The organism is Bacteroidota bacterium (genome assembly GCA_016713925.1).
GTDB lineage: Bacteria > Bacteroidota > Bacteroidia > AKYH767-A > OLB10 > JAJTFW01.
Genome location: JADJOH010000008.1, coordinates 753962 through 772688 on the forward strand (window position 1 = coordinate 753962; position 18727 = coordinate 772688).

Annotated in this window: 11 protein-coding genes; all 11 read right to left on the minus strand. The window is 43.2% G+C overall.

The genetic code is table 11. From position 1 onward, the window contains the following. Positions 1-40: 40 nt before the first annotated feature. Positions 41-1120, minus strand: a complete 1080-nt coding sequence (locus IPJ86_17185) for a branched-chain amino acid aminotransferase (GenBank protein ID MBK7888956.1) — start codon at positions 1118-1120, stop codon at positions 41-43. Positions 1121-1374: 254 nt separating this feature from the next. Continuing rightward, positions 1375-2064, minus strand: coding sequence for a T9SS type A sorting domain-containing protein (locus tag IPJ86_17190; protein ID MBK7888957.1), 690 nt, complete (start codon positions 2062-2064; stop codon positions 1375-1377). Further along, entirely contained in the window at positions 2012-2944 is a 933-nt protein-coding gene (locus IPJ86_17195) for a hypothetical protein (GenBank protein ID MBK7888958.1), read from the minus strand. Before IPJ86_17195 ends, IPJ86_17190 begins: the two co-directional genes overlap by 53 nt. Before the next feature lie 299 nt (positions 2945-3243). After that, positions 3244-6789, minus strand: a complete 3546-nt coding sequence (locus IPJ86_17200; protein ID MBK7888959.1) for a T9SS type A sorting domain-containing protein — start codon at positions 6787-6789, stop codon at positions 3244-3246. A 31-nt stretch (positions 6790-6820) separates the two neighbouring features. After that, positions 6821-8308 (minus strand): T9SS type A sorting domain-containing protein, encoded by a 1488-nt coding sequence (locus tag IPJ86_17205; GenBank protein MBK7888960.1) that lies wholly within the window; start codon positions 8306-8308, stop codon positions 6821-6823. A gap of 303 nt (positions 8309-8611) precedes the next feature. Beyond that, positions 8612-8947, minus strand: a complete 336-nt coding sequence (gene ytxJ, locus IPJ86_17210) for a bacillithiol system redox-active protein YtxJ (protein MBK7888961.1) — start codon at positions 8945-8947, stop codon at positions 8612-8614. A 113-nt stretch (positions 8948-9060) separates the two neighbouring features. Next, complete coding sequence (locus IPJ86_17215; protein MBK7888962.1) at positions 9061-10548, minus strand: SusD/RagB family nutrient-binding outer membrane lipoprotein; 1488 nt, start codon at positions 10546-10548, stop codon at positions 9061-9063. 266 nt (positions 10549-10814) lie between these two features. Next, a complete protein-coding gene (locus IPJ86_17220) occupies positions 10815-13733 on the minus strand; it encodes a SusC/RagA family TonB-linked outer membrane protein (protein ID MBK7888963.1) in 2919 nt (972 codons plus the stop codon). Between the two features lie 152 nt (positions 13734-13885). Then, complete coding sequence (locus tag IPJ86_17225) at positions 13886-15151, minus strand: HipA domain-containing protein (GenBank protein ID MBK7888964.1); 1266 nt, start codon at positions 15149-15151, stop codon at positions 13886-13888. Next, the gene (locus tag IPJ86_17230; protein MBK7888965.1) at positions 15135-15470 is read right to left on the minus strand and encodes a helix-turn-helix domain-containing protein; all 336 of its coding nucleotides are present in this window, start codon (positions 15468-15470) and stop codon (positions 15135-15137) included. The genes IPJ86_17225 and IPJ86_17230 overlap by 17 nt, the downstream gene beginning before the upstream one ends. 503 nt (positions 15471-15973) lie before the next feature. Next, positions 15974-18574, minus strand: a complete 2601-nt coding sequence (locus IPJ86_17235; protein ID MBK7888966.1) for a T9SS type A sorting domain-containing protein — start codon at positions 18572-18574, stop codon at positions 15974-15976. Positions 18575-18727: the final 153 nt, after the last annotated feature.

An 18727-nucleotide genomic window follows, 5' to 3' on the forward strand; every position in this document is an offset into this window, starting at 1 on the left:
GGAATTGTCAGAGCAATAAAATTTTTGCCGGGTATGAACGCTAATCGTTATTTCCTTTGATGATGGTGTTCCATTCAAAAATATCCGGAGTATCACCGGTTCTTAATGCGGTCATTTTTTTTTGCAAACGAACACATAAACTGTTTCCATCAGTTACAGGGATTTCAATAATTTTTCCTTTTACTCCGATGGTGGAGATGGCTGCTGTCACCGCCGCGGTACCCGCACCAAATGCTTCCTGTAGTTTTCCGGATTGATGTGCAGCGAGGAGTTCACCGGCAGCTATTTTACGTTCTTCAACAATTACTCCTTCGTGTTTAGCAAGCGCAATAATAGCATCACGCGTTACTCCTGCTAAAATAGTTTCAGAAAGAGGTGGAGTGATGAGTTTATCATTGATCAGGAAAAACACATTCATTGTTCCTGATTCTTCGATGTTTAGTTCATCAGATAGGTCGGTCCATAAGACCTGATCAAAGCCTTGCTCCCGTGCTATTTTAGTGGCATAAAAAGATCCTCCATAATTACCGGCGCACTTCGCAGTTCCCGTTCCACCTTTTCCGGCGCGACTATAATGGTCTTCAATTTTTACGCGAATAGGTTTAGGGTAAAATGGAGGAACAGGACCGGTCATGATGACGAATAAATACTCTTCAGAAATCTTCACTCCAAAACGTTCTTCCGTAGCAAAGAGCAATGGACGAATATACAATGAACTTCCCTCCGAATCCGGAACAAATTGTTGATCCAGTTGAATCAACTGTTTTAATCCCTCCTCAAAGAGTGAATAGGGGAGTTCAGGCATGCACATTCTGTTCAACGTCCGCTGCAGTCGCTCAAAATGTTTTTGAATTCTGAAAATTGAAATCTTTCCATCCTTCATGCGGAAGGCTTTCATGCCTTCAAAAACACTTTGCCCATAATGCAGTGCGAGCATGTTGGGAGATAGTTGCAAAGGACCATAAGGTACTATTTCTCCCTGACTCCATTGCCCATTGCTGTATTTTGCAACCAGCATATGATCAGACATGTATTTTCCAAATTCTAATTTTCCAAAATCAATAGCCGCAATTCTGCTTTCCTTAATTTTTTGAACCGGGATTTTATGTATTGTCGCCATATTTTCGTTTTGGCTGTTCAAGCCGTCCAACGATTGTTTTATTATTGATTAAATTACTCTTTTCTTACACCAATTTGCTACTGCAACCTTACCGTCATAGATAAATGTCTCTTCCTCTGCCCATCCCCCACACACCTAAACAAAAATCCCAAACAACCTGACTCCTCTATTGTCACAGAACACCTCTGATTTTGTACTCGTAATTCCTAATTCTGAATTCTGAATTCTGAATTCTGAATTCAGCCGGCCGGTTCTCAATTCTTTACCACCTTCAATCCCTTTTCACCCTCTACATTGATAAAGTAAACCCCGGCAGGTAAGTGCCCCGTATCCACCCTGTTCATTCCCGGAACAAGTTGAACGTTCAACACCGTGCGCCCGGAAATATCACTCATCTGAGCAGCGGATTCAAAACGACTCACAACTATTAATTCATTAGTAAATGGATTAGGGTAAGGGCGAATGCTTGTGTAGTTATTTGGTTGTTGAATTCCGGTGACCAGTACAGGCTTCACGCGAAACACGCCAATGTCTTCATTAACAGCCGAGCTAAAAACTATAGTTCCCGTCATCATAATTCTTCCATCATTCATCACCGCCATGCCGTTGCCTTCTTCATCAATATTTCCGGCTAACACCGGTTGCGAGACAAATCCAATGGTATTAAAGCTAAGATCAATAGTGCCTCCGGTATCGATTCTGGTGATCATAAAATTATTGGCCTGTGCCGTGTCGAGGTTGAATCCTCCCAATACAATTTTATAGTCATTTTGGATATGCATGGACGTTATAGTGCTCGCAGCGCCCCCAATGTTGAAAGTGTATTTACCGTTGAATCCATAATTATTATCAGGTGCACCTGTAGGCAGGAATCGGGCAGTGGCGATATTGCTATTGCTGGTGTTGAGTTTTCCGGCAATTACTATGCGACCCTGAATTATCAATATCCATGTCGCCCATGTCAGAGCTCAGTTGGAATGCAATGTTTATTGTTCCGGTAGTATTGAAGGTAAGGTCAAGAGTTCCGGTGGTATCAAATCGCAAGAGATACATATTGGCGCCTGCATTCCCTCCTAAAACTATTTTCCCGTCATTCTGAATTTTAATACTGCGTCCGTATTCGGCTAATCCACTTGGATTAAATAATTTTTTTCCATCAGTATCAAACGATGAGTCGAGTTGTCCGTTCACATTTATTTTTACAACGGCGAAGTCATTGTCCAATGGAGATGTACCTGTACGCGTGACACCTGCTGCATAAATATTGCCATTGGCATCGATGTCCAGGGCGTTCGCCTGATCAGGTTGTGTATTGCTGCCGAGCATATCGATGAAAACAACACCCGTACTATTGAACGTAGTGTCTAAATAGCCATTGGTGTCCAGGCGGCAAATCATCATATCCTGGCTCGCTCCTCCCGTTGCCCTTCCCGAGTTAACTACAACAATTTTACCATCAGGTGCAATTTTCACTTTGGGTGTCATTCCGCCAATCGATTGTTGATTGCCCATCGAAACAAAACAATTTCCATCCGAATTGAATGTAGTGTCAAAATCACCGTCTGTCAGGAGACGGGTTATGCAAAGTTCAAAAGATCCGGTTGCAGGATTTTTACTGAGACCGGTCATTACTAATTTTTCATCGGGTTGTAATGCACATCCGTAGGAACGATCAATATTGTTGAAGTAAATAAAGCTCTTCAATCCATTGACATCAAAAGTGGAGTCAGGGACATAATTGTATGTTTGTGCAGTAGTGGAAGTCGTAATTCCCAGTAATACTACCAGAAAGAGGAAGACTTGAATAGGGTGGATGTTTTTCATTGCGTGGTTTTGTATTGGACGACAAAGTAAGGAAAATTTTACCGTTGGGGAGGAAGGATGAGGTAAATAATTTAACTTCAAATTGTTAACTAGGCATATGCGATGGCATGATGTGCTTCACCCAAGTGTTGGCTAGCTTCATTTATAAAAAAATGCCCACCGGACTTTTTAGTAAGGTGGGCATTTTTTAGAAAGCTAAATGATGGGTTTTCAACAATTATTCAAGGCGCCATACAAATGAATAGCACACTTTAAAACAATTAATTTCAACTTCTGTTTTACCCTAAGGTAGAATTGAATTATTGAATACCAATCTTTGCAACTCCTGTTCCACTTTCGCTGAGGACACGTATGAAATACAATTGATGTGTAATATTTCCCAGGTCGATCTCAGTTTGATAATTCTTTCCGTTAGCCATGTCTTCTTTTTTGAAAACTATTTTTCCTTGTACATCATACACCTCTATGTTCATCTTACCACTTACTCCCGATACCTGAATAGTAAATTTTCCATTGTTAGGATTCGGCATGATGTGGAGTCCTATAGCAGAGACGTTCTCGTTTATGCTTGAAATTTGGAAGATGGTTTTGGTGGCCACATCATCGGATGCATTCGCATCGTCGCCGGCAGTAACGAGTGCGTGCAGCGTATAATCGTTCTGTACTGACATATCTGCAGTTTGCGAGAAGGTATGTTCTATACTGTCACCCGGTTGGAGTGTAATAAATAAAGTATCGGTTTGTAAGCGGATGCCATTGAGAAAATAACTGAAGCGCGGGTTTGTCATCGGGATTGAACCATTGTTTTTAACGATGGCTTTTACAATTTCGTTGGCACTTAAAGTGGGTGCACCTACGGGAGAGGTGATCCGGGTAGCCGTTGCATTCGTGAAATCACTGAAGCCTTGTGCCGAATCACTGCTTTCGATTAGGTAAGCGTGTATGCGGTAGTAAGGTTCGGTATGGCTGGATCCATTGTAGCCGGTATTGAGCAGATTGGTGTAGGTCTGTAGCGTGTATCCGATAGTTGCAGTGCTGCCCGGAGTAACATTTCCGGTGAGATTGTTAACGATTGGTGTTACGCCTTGTCCCGGGCACCATCCTGCTCGTGATAAGGTCCACGTACCACTTTGGTTGGCACAGGTGTTGGAGCCACAGTTCGATTTCCAGAGCAGATGGGAGAAGGCATTTGAACCATTTACATTCAGCTGATGTGTCATCTGACTGAATTCAGCGGCATTGAGTGTGTTTCCTTGTCCATGTCCCGATAGTGTCATGCGGGTCGAAACGGTGTTGCTCTTTGCATCAACAGGTATCGTGATAGTAGGAAGTGTATACGGAATGTTAGGATCACCATAGATATGATAATCGGAATTCCATAATGGTGTTATTTTCTGGAAGGGATTCGCAGTCGGTGCAGCGATGAATTCAAAAGTTACGGTAAGCATCCAACCAGACGGTCCCCAAACCTGAATGAAGGACTGGAGTTTTTGTTTGCCGGTCAGTAATGTTTTGAAATCTGTGACATCAATATCCCAGGGGCCACAGGCTTTACCATAAGGCGTAACAAATCGGCCAAGTTCGTATTCGCGTCCTTCTTTAAAGAGCGATATTTTTCCCGCCTGATCCCATGGATCGCATCCGGTCACCGGACAAGCGACAGAGACATGCATAATGATCTGACTCCAGTTTTCCGGTCCTTCAGGAAATAGTACATCACGGAAATGCGTTTGTCCATTGCCGGCAAAATCATGCTGTACCCCGTTGAAGGCAACGAGAATATTTCCGGCAGTTGGTTTTGTTAAAGTAGCTACTGCAGAGTCGTTGCGGATATCCATATCGTTAGTGAAGGCGCTTCGAACGGCAATGTTGGCAGAAGTCAATGCCGACAAATCTTCCACTTTATTAAAGTTCAAGGTGTAAATTTCGTTAACTTGTAAGGTGGTCAGGATGGTGTCGGTATAAGAAGCGCCATTGTTAATACTGTAAGAGACGGGAATTCCGCTGACAGCATTGAACCCGGTATTTTTCACTTTTACTTTAACCCGGCTTGCCCCGGAAAACGCATTCAGGTTATTCGGCGATTCTAACCCTAAAACCGTTATGTCATTCAATAATTGTTCATATCCGCTTACCCAGGCATTCGCCAAAACGAAATTATTTAATGTCCCGTTGTTAGAACCGGAAGTGGCATCGTTGACAGTTGAATTGCCCAGACCTTCGTCTAATTTATAGTAGGCGGCAAGTCCGGGTTCTGTACCGGCGAAAGAGGTCGCCATATTGCTTTGAATATCATTTTGAGAACGGGCAATGTTCCAGATGCGGATTTCATCCATTCTTCCGTTGAATGTTCTTCCGCTCCATGTCGGACTTTCTCCAATTAATAAATCAGTCGGTGAAACGGAGAGTGCAGCAGCAGGGGTGCGCGCGATCATTTCTCCGTTGATGTATAGGATGACATAGCTGCCATCGAATACGCCGGCAATATGATACCATCTGTTCGTCAGCATTACAGAGGGTGAGGCAGCCGATTTCCAGGAGCCGTTATCTGAAATCATAAATTCGATGCTACCGTTCTTCCCGCAACGAAGTACATATCCGCGGTTGGGCGCATCAATGTCTTTGGCAATGATGGAACCATCCGCGATACTATTGCGCCAGGTGGTGGCGTTAATCCAGGCTTCAACTGTGATAGCAGTTGTTGGATTTAGTGCTGCGGCATCAGCAATGGTAATTCTATCATCAAGTCCGTCGAAGTTTATACCGAAATTAGTTCCCACCGCGAAATTGCTGACTGTTTTTACCAGCGTATCATTGCTGGCAGATACATCACCTGCGAGACCGGTATAGGTTTTAAAGGAGTAGTTTTGATAGGAGGAGAGGTCAGCTGTTTGAGTAAAGGTATACGTGTATGTTCCGAAAGGTGGAACAGGGTTGCTGACAGTTTCTGTGACCGGAGTATTGTTTCCAATCTGATAGCTCACAGGAAAACCACTGATAGGGTTGGTGCTATAGTTAGTGATGGATACACTCACTTGTTCCGCGTTGGTAAGATTGAAATTTGAAACAGGTGCTACCAATGCTCCTGCACCGATATCCGGACTGCTTAATGTACAATTATAATCACCGCTTACCCATACTGATCCGATGGATGCATTGATGAGTGTTCCGTTGTTACCACCTGCAACTGAATTGACCGCTGTAATTGTTCCATTGGTAGCATCGAGTTTCCAGTATCCGGCGAGTCCGGGTTCCGTTCCTGTAAGAGACGAACAAATGGTGCTCGTAATCTCACTCTGCGTGCGTCCGTAATTCCAGAACCGTACTTCGTCGATGCGGCCGCTGAAAGATCTGCCTGTCCATCCCGGTGATTCTCCTATGTTGAGGTTGCCTGTTGATGGTATCATCCCTCCGCTTACAATGGTCAATCCTCTCAATACTCCATTGATGTAGATCATCACCGAATCTCCGGAATATACTCCGGCAAGATGATACCATGTGCCGGTTTGCATAATGGGTGCAGAGGTAGCCGTTACCCAGTTGCCGGCAATACTGAGGTTGAACTCTGCAGTGCCATTTTCCGCTGCTCGTAAATCAAAGCCGTTGTTTTGTCCGACATTATTTCCGGTGCAGATTACGCTGCCCTTGTAAATAGGAGTCTTCCAGGCTGTGGCGTTGATCCATGCTTCTACAGTGACTGCTGAAGCACCTTGCAAAGAAGGATAGGAGGTGACTCTGACATAGTCATTGACTCCGTCGAGATTTAGATGATACTGTGCATTGACAGAACGGCCTGTAAAAATGAGTAGGAGCAGGAGTAGATGTCGAAAGTAGAACTTTTTCATTGTATGGTGGTGGTGTTGAGTGTCGAGGTTATTATTTTTGAATGATGAATTGTTTTGTTGTGGATTCACGGTCTTTAGTGATTTTCAAAAAGTAGCTGCCATTTTCGAGCGTGCTCACATCAAAATACTGTTGTAATTCGATTCCTTTCCATTGCATCACTTGTTTCCCTACTGCATCGAGAACCTGCAACTCAGCTCCGGCAATATTGGTAATGGTAATGCTGTGTTGTGCCGGATTTGGTAAAAGAGAAATGAGTTTACTCCATTCCGGTGTTGCTGGAACAGCAGCAATAGCAGTACTTCCTACGCCGATGCAATAGTATTTATTTTCAAGGTTGATCCCGGTAAATTTTACCACCGTTCCACCGGCAAGCAATGTGCTCGCTGCAGCCACCGGTGTAAATAGCTGATTGGTCGAATCACGTGACAGTAAGGTGTAGTTCTGTACCGCTAAATTTTTCTCGAGTGAATCACCACCTGCAGCGGCGGTTGATAGATTAAAATATAAATCAGCACCAATATTGCCTCCTTTTTTGAAATACCATTCACGACTCGTGCGCTCAAAATCGATCGGAGCAGTAGCGGGAAGGAAGGAAGTGGAGATCCCGGAAGAATCATTGTGGCCGTAAACCGCATAATCAAATGCTTTTGGTTGAATATTGGCAATGATGTTGAGTCCGTTGGTAGTAGTGGCATAGTTGTATAACGTTGCATCCTTACCGAACCAGACGGCTGCTACATCCAGCATAGCATAAAGTGGTCCATCGCCTACAGCTGCGTAGGAGGGTGACCAGGACCAATAAGCAGCAGTAGGACTGATCGTACCATTGTTTCCATTACCGGAAATATCAGGAAGATTTCCACCGGCGCTTTGGTTAAAATCATAGTAAGCGACTAAACCGGGTTCATTACCTTGCAATTGTTTATGCATGGTGGATTTAATATCATCCTGTGTACGCACCACACTCCATAAACGCACTTCATCAATTTGTCCGAAGCTTTGGAAGTTGGTGAGATCCCAGGGAGCAATACCAATAATAAAGGGATTGCTGCTGGAAGCGATGGCATTTCCGGTTAATGGTAGTCCGCCTACCTGTTCTCCATTCACATAGCAAAGCATCTGCCCCCCTGACCCGAAAGTGGTGGCGAAATGTACCCAGGCAGAATCAACAGGGGTGCTTCCCGCCTGAATAGTATTCAACGCAGGATTCCAGATCTCGGAATAGTTTTGTCCGAGTTGCATCCCCATTACATATCCATTATCAAATGCAGGAGTTACTTTTCCCATGATCTTCTGATTCCAGGTGGAGTTGTACATGCGTACCCACACTTCCATCGTCAATTCATTACCTGTATTCAAGATATTGTTGGTTCCGCAATTGAAATACACAGGAGGTTGTGTTCCCGCATTCCAACTCGGATAATCTATGTAAAAGCTGTTGCCGGCCGGGGTTTGCCCATGACTATTGGTTAAAATAAAGATAAATAACAGGAGAAGAGGGGTGAATTTGAGTTTCATAAGCGATGAACAGACTTTAAGTGTTTTTGGATAGAGATGCTTAGGAGCGTTTTGAAGTTAGGGCAGAGAGTTATAGTTCGAAGATAGTTAAATTATATTGCAATTCGTATAATGTTATTTTTATTGAATCGTGAGAACATTTACTTGATACTGAAGGTGATGATTTAGTGGAATCCGTGGTTCAAGTAAATATTTACTTCGAGTGGTTAAGTTTTTATTCGCGGGATTGAATTGTTTTTGATTAGCATCAAACAGTAGTTTACATGTTCCTCAATTACATTTATTGAATTATGAATTATTATCTTATAAATATTTTACAATTTTCCCGGGTTGAATAGAATGATGTGAATCACGATACACTACTTTTTTATCTTTTATCACGATGATTTGTGGCGATTGATGGGTCACGTCGAGTTCACTCGAAATAAAATTTGAAACGTCACGAAAACGCAATAAATCTAAATAATTAAATTCAGCTTTTTCTGCCAGTAGATTTGATCCTTCCGCTAACCTTTCTTTAGCATAGGCACTGATTCCACAACTATGGCTGTCTTTAAAAATAATTTGGGTTTTTAGAGTAGAAGCATTAATAATATTTCTAACATCCTCTTCACTTGTAATCGTTTTCCAGTTCTTCATAACGTCGTATAATTCATATTTATAATTCTCATTCCTCTATCCACAATTCTGAATTCTGAACCTGCCTGCCGTCAGGCAGGTTCAGAATTCAGAATTTGCCGGCAGGCAGGTTCTTAATTCATATCCCACCAAACTTTAGTAGAAGCAATATCAGGGCCCTGTACAGAAACAGCAGCATTATAATTTACTGAATTTAGATTAAGTTCAGTAGCGGGATAAGTAAATCGATTAGGGTAGGTAGAGATATTAATCGCATTGCCATTGTAATCTTTTAGAATCGGAAAACCTGTCCGTCGGTATTCTGCATAAGCTTCATATCCGTTTTGATAAGTGAAGGAAATCCATTTTTGTGTAATAATATTTTCCTGATTGACCAGCGGAAGTGAGGAAATGTAGTTGGTGATTTGAGAAGTAGTTATTCCGGAACCGGTATAGGATTGCAGGTTGGCGGTCACTCCTTCTTCGTATAACTGTTGCGCATTACCGTTCCACCAGCCATTTAAGGCGGCTTCTGCTTTCAGGAAGCATACTTCTGCATAACTCATCAATACACCGGGTGCATCCTGTTTCAAAAACCATAGTCCAATTTTAGAAACATCCGATGCATCGGTATTGTAATTGCTCCAGACCGATGATCCGGCAGGAACAAGATTTGGGACACCCTCATGATCGGGAATACCAATGATGATGGACTCGGTTGTGTATTGAGCAAATACGGGTAGCCGGGGATCATTCAGTGATTTTAATTTGTCAATGAGATATTTGCTTGGATAAGTTTTCCCACCGCTTTGTCCGGTTTGAATCAAATCAAAAAGTGGATTCCGGATTTCTCCTCCATAGGGGAAAATAGCATTGTCGCTGTTGGAGCTAATGAATGGTTCGTTTTGAAGTGCAGCGATTTCCTGTTGCGCTTTTACCGGATCCACAATACTCATTCGCATCGCCAGTCGTAGACGAAGTGAGTTAGCGAACTGTTTCCATTTGCTGACAGACCCTTTGTACAACGGATCAGAATTTCCGGGAAAAACCGCCTGATTGGGATCCATAGCAGCAGATGCCTGTTTGAGTTCGTTAATCAGAGCGTAATAGATGTTTTGTTGCCTGTCATACGTTGGTGTGAAGTTGAGTGATGAAGCTCCTGTTAATGCAGCAGAGTAGGGGATGTCCCCGAAAAGATCTGTAAGTTGTGAAAAAAGATAGGCCTGCCAGATGCGGGCAATGCTGTTTTTGTTGATGAGATAATTGCTGCCTGCGGTGAGTCGCTGCACTTCGCGGGCATTCATTAAGGCTTGTGCATAGTGCTCTGTCCATAACGCATCCTTGCCATCGTTGCTGTCATATTCTTTACCGGCATCTACACCTCCCAATGTGGCAAAATACATGTTCCAGTTCATGGTGAGCCAGTAATGTACATTGGCATTGGTGATGTAACTGTTCATTCCTTTTACAACCGAGTAAGTGAAAAGATAGTCCGGATTGACAGTGACAGGTGCATTGGGATTGACATTGAGTTCATCCATGCTTTTCTTGCAGCCTGTGGTAAAAGGCACAATCAGACTGAAGGTGAAAATAACGAGGTAGAGTTGGGTTTTCTTTTTCATGGAAGAGATGATCATAGACTGATTTTAATGTTTATCCCAATACTTCTTCTTGTCGGCCAAGAGTAGATCTCATAGCCCTGACCGTTACCATTGGTATAGGATGATTCCGGATCAATATTGGGTACACCGCTGTAGATGAGCCAGAGGTTTCTTGCGGTGAGCGCGACACTCAGTCCTTTCAGGTGTAGTTTGTCGCTGATGCGGGAGGGGAAACTATAGCCCAGCGTTACCTCTCTCAGTTTTACGAAGCTGGCATCATAGATGAACTATTCGTGTATTTCATTGGTCCATGAAGAAAATTGTCCCCAGTACAGTTCAGGGTTGACATAAACTGCATTCGGACTACCATCTGCCGTAACCCCCTCTGCTAAAAAACCTCCGGTGGCTATCCAATCTTCCGGAGCAACACCTGCTGCAATGCGATCTGCCTCTGAAGCATACCATCCTTCTCTGCCCTCCAACGTGCTCTCCAGATTTCCGGAATAGCCGCTGGCGTACATATTGGTGCCACTAAACATTTCTCCACCCACCCGATAATCCACCAGAAACGACATGCTGAAGTTTTTATAATTAAAACCATTTTGTACACCTCCGGTAAAATCCGGGTTGTAGTTGCCCAGGACTTTCGGTTTGCTGTCGCGGATATACATACCGTTATCATCTACCAGCTTGTTGCCATTGCCATCCCGTTTGATGCCATACCCAACGATATCGCCATAAGCATGTCCGGGTCGGGCTTCGATGGTTAAGTTCCATTGGTAGAAGAGTTGATACGTTTCCAGTCCATCGGTGAGTGAAATGACCTCGTTTTTATTATGCGCAAAATTGATATCCAGGTTCCATTTAAAATTTTTGCCTTCAATGGGTCTTGTCTTCAGTTGCACTTCGATTCCTTTATTCAGGATTTCGCCACTGTTGATGATGGCACTCACAAATCCGGAGCTGGCCGATACACCGGCAGGTAAAATCTGATTGCGGGTGTTGGAACGATAGTAAGTAAAGTCCAGACCAATTCTGCCGTTGAAGAAGATCAGTTCTGTGCCTAATTCGATATTGGAAGTAATTTCGGGTTTTAAATTCAGCAAAGGAATGGAGGGATCCAGTTGATACATGGGAGCGCCATTGAAAGAACCGGCGGAAGGATATGAAAAATTAGTCCTGTAAGGATCTGTGTCGCGGCCAACCTGCGCCCAGGAAGCTCTGATTTTGCCAAAGGAGAGTAGCTGTTGTCTCCAGTCAAATGCTTCTGAAAAAACAAATCCTGAGCTGATGGAAGGATAGAAATAGGAGCGGTTGGATTCCGGTAAGGTGCTGCTCCAGTCATTGCGGGCAGTGAGATCTGCAAAGAGCCATGTCTTGTATCCGAATTGTGCGAAGGTGTAAAGCGCATTGGTTCTGCTTTCGCTGAGATGATAACTCACCGATGGACGGTTGACGGAGTTCTCAATGCTGTAGAAGTAGGGGATGGCCAAACCACCATCTGTACGTTCCGTCGTTTGTTCGTCGCGTTTTTGCAAAGTGCTGCCACCGATGTTGACGGTGTAAGTCAGATCTTCCGTAATTTTATTATCGTAACTAAAAAGAAAATCTCCCTGATATTGTTTGTAGGTGGACCAACCGCTGGTATAAGAACCAAGTGAGTTAGAGATACCGTTTGATGCTTCCTGCTCATTGTTTCTCCTGAAATTGAAATCAGCGTTGGAGCGGATCATGCCTTTGAGATGAGGGCTTATCTGATAGAAGGCCGATACCACACCGATCACACGGTCACGGCTATCCGAATTTAATTCGAATTTCCTTTGCCAGTAGGGATTGGTCATCCAGTTCCAGTTGGTAAACCAGGTGGTTTCTTTCCCACTTGCATCCATCATTGAACCTTCCAAAGATTCGGCAGTTATGTGCCGGGGCATCATCACATAATTGCGGGGAGCGCTGAAACTATTGGCAAGTCCCAGACGATTTTCTGCCTGCTGATTGCTGTAAGTAGCAGAGATATCAATACTCAACTTTTCGGATAGGCTGGCCGTAGTACGTGCGGTGACATTGGTACGGTTCAATGTGGTATTGGGCACGATGTCCTTGGTGGTAAAGTTTCCGGCTGAGAGACGATAGGTCATTTTATCATTTCCACCTTGCAGGGAAACATTGTTCACCGATGTGATTCCGGTCTGGAAATAGGATTTATAATTATCCGGCTGTGGCGTGAAGGAGCGAAGTTCACCGTTCCAGTCACGAATCGTTTGTCCTTCCATTTTCGGACCCCAGCTTCCAAAGGCGGTGGCGCTTGCCGTATTGTAAGTGTTCACACCGTCGATGAGTTCCCATGGACCTTCAAATTTCCCATTTCTGCCGGCTCCGTATTTATCCTGAAACTTAATATGAATATAAGGCAATTCCACGGTGGTGGAGCTGTTAAAAGTCACACCGATTCCTTTCGAAGCACTTCCTTTTTTAGTCGTGATCACGAGTACGCCATTCGCCGCAAGTGATCCATAGAGGGCAGCAGCATTCGCACCTTTCAACACGGTGACAGATTCAATATCATCCGGATTGATATCGCTCAACCCATTGCCGTAATCTCTTCCGCCCCATTGCGTCGTGGTGTTGGAAGTGTTATTTTCTACCGGAACACCATCTATAACGATCAAGGCCTGATTGCTTCCACTGAGAGAAGTTACGCCTCGTAAAACGATTCGGCTCGATGAACCTGGTCCGCCCGTGGTGGAGGAGATATTTAATCCCGCTACTTTTCCCGAGAGCTGATTGATAAAACTCGCATCTCTTGCTGTTTGCATCTCCATCCCTTTGATCTCCTGTACTGCATAGCCGAGTGCTTTCTTCTCGCGTTTAATACCCAATGCAGTGACTACTACTTCTTTTATATTTTGACGGTCAGCTTTCAGCTCTACATTCATCGACGATTGGTTGTTGATCGCGATGACCTGTGTTAACATGCCGATATAAGAGAATTGCAATGAATCATAGGCAGAAGCACTTGTAATGGAAAACTTCCCATCCATGTCGGTAATGGTCCCCACCGTTGAACCCTTCACTACAATACTAACTCCGGGAAGCACTGATTGGTCTTCGGCTGACCGCACGGTGCCGGAAATCGAAATTTGTTGCGCATTGAGATTCAATACTAAATGAAAAAATAGCAGGAGCAGCAGGTATCGGTTTGGCATGTGGAAAGATATTAAAAACTATAAATCTAATCCTTACAAAGCCTTGAAATATTATTTAAGTAGCAGATTACTGATCAATGGACACTCTTTCAATTTTTCACTTAATAATAGAGTGGAGCTATCAAAGCATCCGTTTAAAACAACAGATAGAATCAACGAAATGCTTTACCGATTACCTGCCTTTCCTTCTTCGGAATTCCTAACTTTTGGGCAATATCATTCCATGTCGAAATGATCGCTTTCATTTCACCAAAGATTGAATTTGATTTTACTTCGTCCAGATTGAAATAACCCGCTACACTCATCACCAAATCGATAGACAATTCATTATCATTTTCAGAGATATTCAATGTGAGCCCTGTCCCGTTTTCATTCGGATTCATATCATAAGCAGGGGAAAGTCTCCATCCTCGATCAGTTAATAGAAACCCATGGTTGCGTAAGTGATCATCTGTATTGGAAACAAAAACGTTAAAGAGAATTCTCTTCCATAGTTGCACTAAATCTTGCACAGGTGAAGCACCGAAACGTTGAATTATTTCCACTAATTCAAGATAGCTTACGCCTTCATCATGACTTGCTCCATCCCGGTAACCCAATAAGGTCATTGCGGAGGTAAAATGAATTCTGCGTCCTTCATGGTTTCTGTCAAACCTCCGCGTTAAAAAGGTATGGTGCTTACTTCCGAACTGCAGCAGACGAGCATCCGGAACAACAATTCCGCAAGCCTGAGCCAATTGATGTAACACCATCTCCCATGCACCTGAATCCCTGTCATCATTTAAACTGGGAAATTTCGCGATCCATAAATTGCCTTTCTCGTCTATGACTCCTGCTTTGGGTCTGGCACCACCTAAAGATGATCCGGGATCAACCAGCAATGAAAGCCATTTCATATAGTCCGGATCTTCCCCTGCATCTTCACGCTCTAATTTTAAACTTGCATTTTCCAATTCACCGAGAGAAGTCCATGGGGGAGAGGCCAATGACTTGTTGTTATTCAGGAATTCACTACCAGGGTCAATTTTAAATCTGATTCCACCCATGCGATGACCATCAAAAACACCAAGTAGGTAATCTGTTTCAAAGAGTGTATTTTCTTTTCTGTTTTCCTTTCTAGCAAATGCTGCTTCTCTACGACGCATCAGTAACCGTCCCCATCTATCCGGAGAAGAATCGAGGAAAATTCCAAAATTGGTTTTATCGTCAGGTAGGTACTGTCGACCACTGTAAAATTCAAGGTTAGGATCCAAATAGAGATTGTAACCGGATTTTAACCATAACTGATCGTACTGAAAGGAAAATAGTTCCTTCCCCCGAATTCGACTTACATGGAGTTTGCCCATCAATGTGGGGCCCGGCAAACCTTCCCAGTCGGCATACACTTCAATTATTTTATTGTCAGATCGGATCTCCATCGTTTTTCTTCTTCTGTTTTGGGGCACGGTGCTTTACAATAAGTTTAGCATCCTGTATTTTCCTGCCCAAAGGATCATTCGCACCAACTTGTGTCAAATCGTTTTCTAAACCCAGGATAAAAAGCACCTGGAGATAATTACCAATTGCAACAACGGGAGAGCCCATTTCAATTTTATATAAGGTCATACGTCCAATACCAGCCCGCTCTGAAAGCTGTTCAGAACTCATCTTTCTCCTCAGTCGGGCCAGCCGTATATTTTGACCAAGACCTTCCAGAATTCTAAGGTTTTTTGGTAAAATGAACCTTGACTTTTCCATTTAATGTATATTATAATATACAAATATAACGTAAAAAGTACTTTTTAGGATACATTAAGTTATTTTAAAAGAGACTGAACGGCAAATTAACACATATTACTGATTTATAATCAGATATTTGCCTGAGGGGTGTATTTTAATCTTTCCAAAGTGATATAAAAACGCAACCGGCTACCGTTTGAATAACGTTTGATAGAGTTCGAACCCCTTTATATCCAATTGTGAAATGTATAAGCAGGTCAAGAACGGATAAACAAATCCAATTTCTTTTTGAGTGCCACCACCTTGGCAATTTCTAAAATTACCAGGAGTTTAGCATAGAAGTGTCCAGCCAACTTAGCAACAAATTTCGTAGCTGCATGCCGTTAGGTAAGTTTCTTAATTTTCGTACCTACCTGCCGTTAGGAAGCTTTCTTAATTTTCGCACCTGCCAGCCGTAAGGCAGGATTCGTATTTCGTAATTTCGTACCTGCCTGCCGTTAGGCAGGTTTCGTAATTCGTATTTACTGTTTAATCCATTTCACCTGCGAAATACCACCCTGATGTTGAATTCTTAACAAATACATTCCTTTAGCAAGAGAACTCACATTTGTTTTGATCGACGATGAATGGGAATAAGTTCCCTTATAAACAGTTTGGATATGTTTACCCAAAAGGTCTACGATTGATACATCGATCAACCCGGAAATTTCGAAGCGGGGCAGTATGGTTAAATCTTGCGATGTTGGATTTGGATATACCAAAAGCTCCTCATTCGCTGCTGGTTCTGAAATACCGGCCAGGGAGGTTTGCATCGTATTCAGTGTAGTGTTCGTAATCACCGGCTGGTTGAAGTCGAAGTAAATAGCGGCTACATTTTCAATGGTTGTGCCATCGGCAAGTCCGGGTTTAGGCGAGATGCTGTACTCAATGAATCCATGACTCAACGGTTCATTGGTATTGCTGTCAGGCAGGTTGATGTTGAAGAAGCGCCAGGTGAGAATGTTTCCATTGATCACCAGATCGTAGTTGTGACTAGCTCTGTGCATCACAAAAGTGTTGAGATCAAGTTCGCTGTCGATGGTGTCCATAACGAATACATTAATGGCAGAAGCTGTACCGGTATTCTGAAAGCGAATACGGTAATCAAAACGGGTATTGTGTAAGACATCTCCTGTAGCCCCAAGACCTTCGGGCGTAACTTGTTTATCGTTCGGATCGAAGGAGCCTATCACCGTTTTAAGTAGACTACTTGTGTTGTCTGAAAGATCGTATTCAAGAGTTCCCGGTGTTCCTGTAATAGTTGCGCTATTGGATAATAGGGTGCCTAAAGGGGTTGAAGCCGGGAGATTGAAAAAAGCATTATAATGAACGGAGAAACCCGGAGGAATGGAATCTGTCGTCCAGGTGATGGTATTTGCAACAGTATTAATGATCCCATTGGCGGGGTTAGTGCTAAGAGGCGTCAATTGCGGATCATAGTTTAAAACAAGATCACCCTTGCCTTTGAGATAACCGGTATTATTTATTCTGCAGGTCAGGTACATATCGAACCCGGGTCGCGCATCATCGGCAGTGAATAACTGCAGGTGAAAATCAGTGGGCACCGGACTCCTGAATCCAAAATTGCGATTGTTATAAGTGCCTCCTGTTCCTCCGGATACAATCAGACTATCCGGGGTAAAAGTGGCGCTGTCGAGAGGCCAATTGACAGGTCTCACCACAAAATTTCCGGGAGGCAAGTCGAAACAATAGCTTCCGTTTGTACCTGAAGAATTATGATAAACAATTCCGGTTATTGTATTGGTAGCAGTCAACATCACCGCCGGCAACGAACGATCGCTGGAATTATAAATACTATCATTGTTATCATCAAGATAAGTGCGTCCGCAGATATGAACGGATAGCGTGGATAATCCGAAATCATGACCGGTATGCATAGTGCCGGAAGAATAATTCACATTATAGTAATTCGTTCCTGGATAGGTTAGCGTATAAGCGGTAGACATACCCAGTGTTACCTTCACGCCATAATGTGGAACATGAATGTAGTAATAGCCGGCAGTATCTGTGGTCGTACTATATCCGGCCTGAACAGTTGAAAAACTTTCGGCATTACACGATGTAGAAATATAAATGGTGACGCCTGCTATTCCTGGTTCGCCGGGTTCTTTGATTCCATTGTAATTTAAATCATCAAATACATATCCGCTTGCGGTGTCGGGGATGATCGTACAATCATTTAATTTAACCAGGTATTGAGTATAGTCATAGGATGAGCCGGCAGCGCCTCCATCAATTCCTATAAAGTCATGTCCCGGTACATCTATCATATTCACATGAACATAATTTCCATTCACCGGTGCATTACCGGCAACACTGAAATTTTTATTGAATGATCCGAAAGTGAAGGCGGGCGAACTTGATGCTGATACACGCACCGAATCACAAATGGTCTGATCTTGAATGAAACTGAATTCTAAATTAGATGCTCCGGTTCCGACATTTATATCCCTGCCCACCTGACTATTTGCTACACCTCCTGTAGTAGGATTATTCATCTGCACATAGAGGTATACTGTTTTTAATCCCGCATTCGCATAGGTATGAGATTCATTAAAAGAGTTGGAGGACGATAGTGTGCCGTCACCGAAATCGTACATAACAGTACTAGGAGCCCCAAAGAATGGACCTCCTTTGTATGTACCGGTAAAAGTGACGGTATTACCGTTCACGCTAACATCAAACTCCGGATAGATGGCGTCTCCTGTCGCCTGATAGACGTTGGTGTATTCAGCTATACAACTGTCGCCGGTAGTAGTGTTCGTGCCATATACAATCAATTGTAAACGGTTAAAACCGGCTCCCAGCTCATCATACATAATAGTGGGAACTGAATATTGAGTAATGGGTGGTTTATCATTAATTTTCCATTGATATTTATACCCGATCCATCCGGGCTGATAACCGGCAGTATCGGCAAAATAACCACAGGTGGCAGTACCACCTAATATGGTGATTTTCGCTTCCACTCCGCAGGGCTGTGCGAATGCTACAGTTGACAGTAAGCATACTCCTGTAATAAGAAGCAGCAAGGGTTTGAGGAGGTTGTAAAAGTGGTTCATGTTTGGTGTATTAGGATGGAAAAGTAATAAGATTTTTGATATAATGGCATGTGGGAGTATGAAATTTGGTGAATGAGACTTATTTATAGGTAATCAAATAGCATGAATTTATCGATTTCCTATGATCAGTTATACATAAATAAGGGTGCGCTA

Bases quoted from the DNA above. Each gene is read 5' to 3' on its own strand.
- ytxJ (MBK7888961.1), bottom strand. From the start codon at position 8,947: ATGAAGAACTGGAAAACGATTACAAGTGAAGAGGATGTTAGAAATATT.
- IPJ86_17230 (MBK7888965.1), bottom strand. From the start codon at position 15,470: ATGGAAAAGTCAAGGTTCATTTTACCAAAAAACCTTAGAATTCTGGAA.
- IPJ86_17235 (MBK7888966.1), bottom strand. From the start codon at position 18,574: ATGAACCACTTTTACAACCTCCTCAAACCCTTGCTGCTTCTTATTACA.
- IPJ86_17200 (MBK7888959.1), bottom strand. From the start codon at position 6,789: ATGAAAAAGTTCTACTTTCGACATCTACTCCTGCTCCTACTCATTTTT.
- IPJ86_17220 (MBK7888963.1), bottom strand. From the start codon at position 13,733: ATGCCAAACCGATACCTGCTGCTCCTGCTATTTTTTCATTTAGTATTG.
- IPJ86_17205 (MBK7888960.1), bottom strand. From the start codon at position 8,308: ATGAAACTCAAATTCACCCCTCTTCTCCTGTTATTTATCTTTATTTTA.
- IPJ86_17215 (MBK7888962.1), bottom strand. From the start codon at position 10,548: ATGAAAAAGAAAACCCAACTCTACCTCGTTATTTTCACCTTCAGTCTG.
- IPJ86_17195 (MBK7888958.1), bottom strand. From the start codon at position 2,944: ATGAAAAACATCCACCCTATTCAAGTCTTCCTCTTTCTGGTAGTATTA.
- IPJ86_17185 (MBK7888956.1), bottom strand. From the start codon at position 1,120: ATGGCGACAATACATAAAATCCCGGTTCAAAAAATTAAGGAAAGCAGA.
- IPJ86_17225 (MBK7888964.1), bottom strand. From the start codon at position 15,151: ATGGAGATCCGATCTGACAATAAAATAATTGAAGTGTATGCCGACTGG.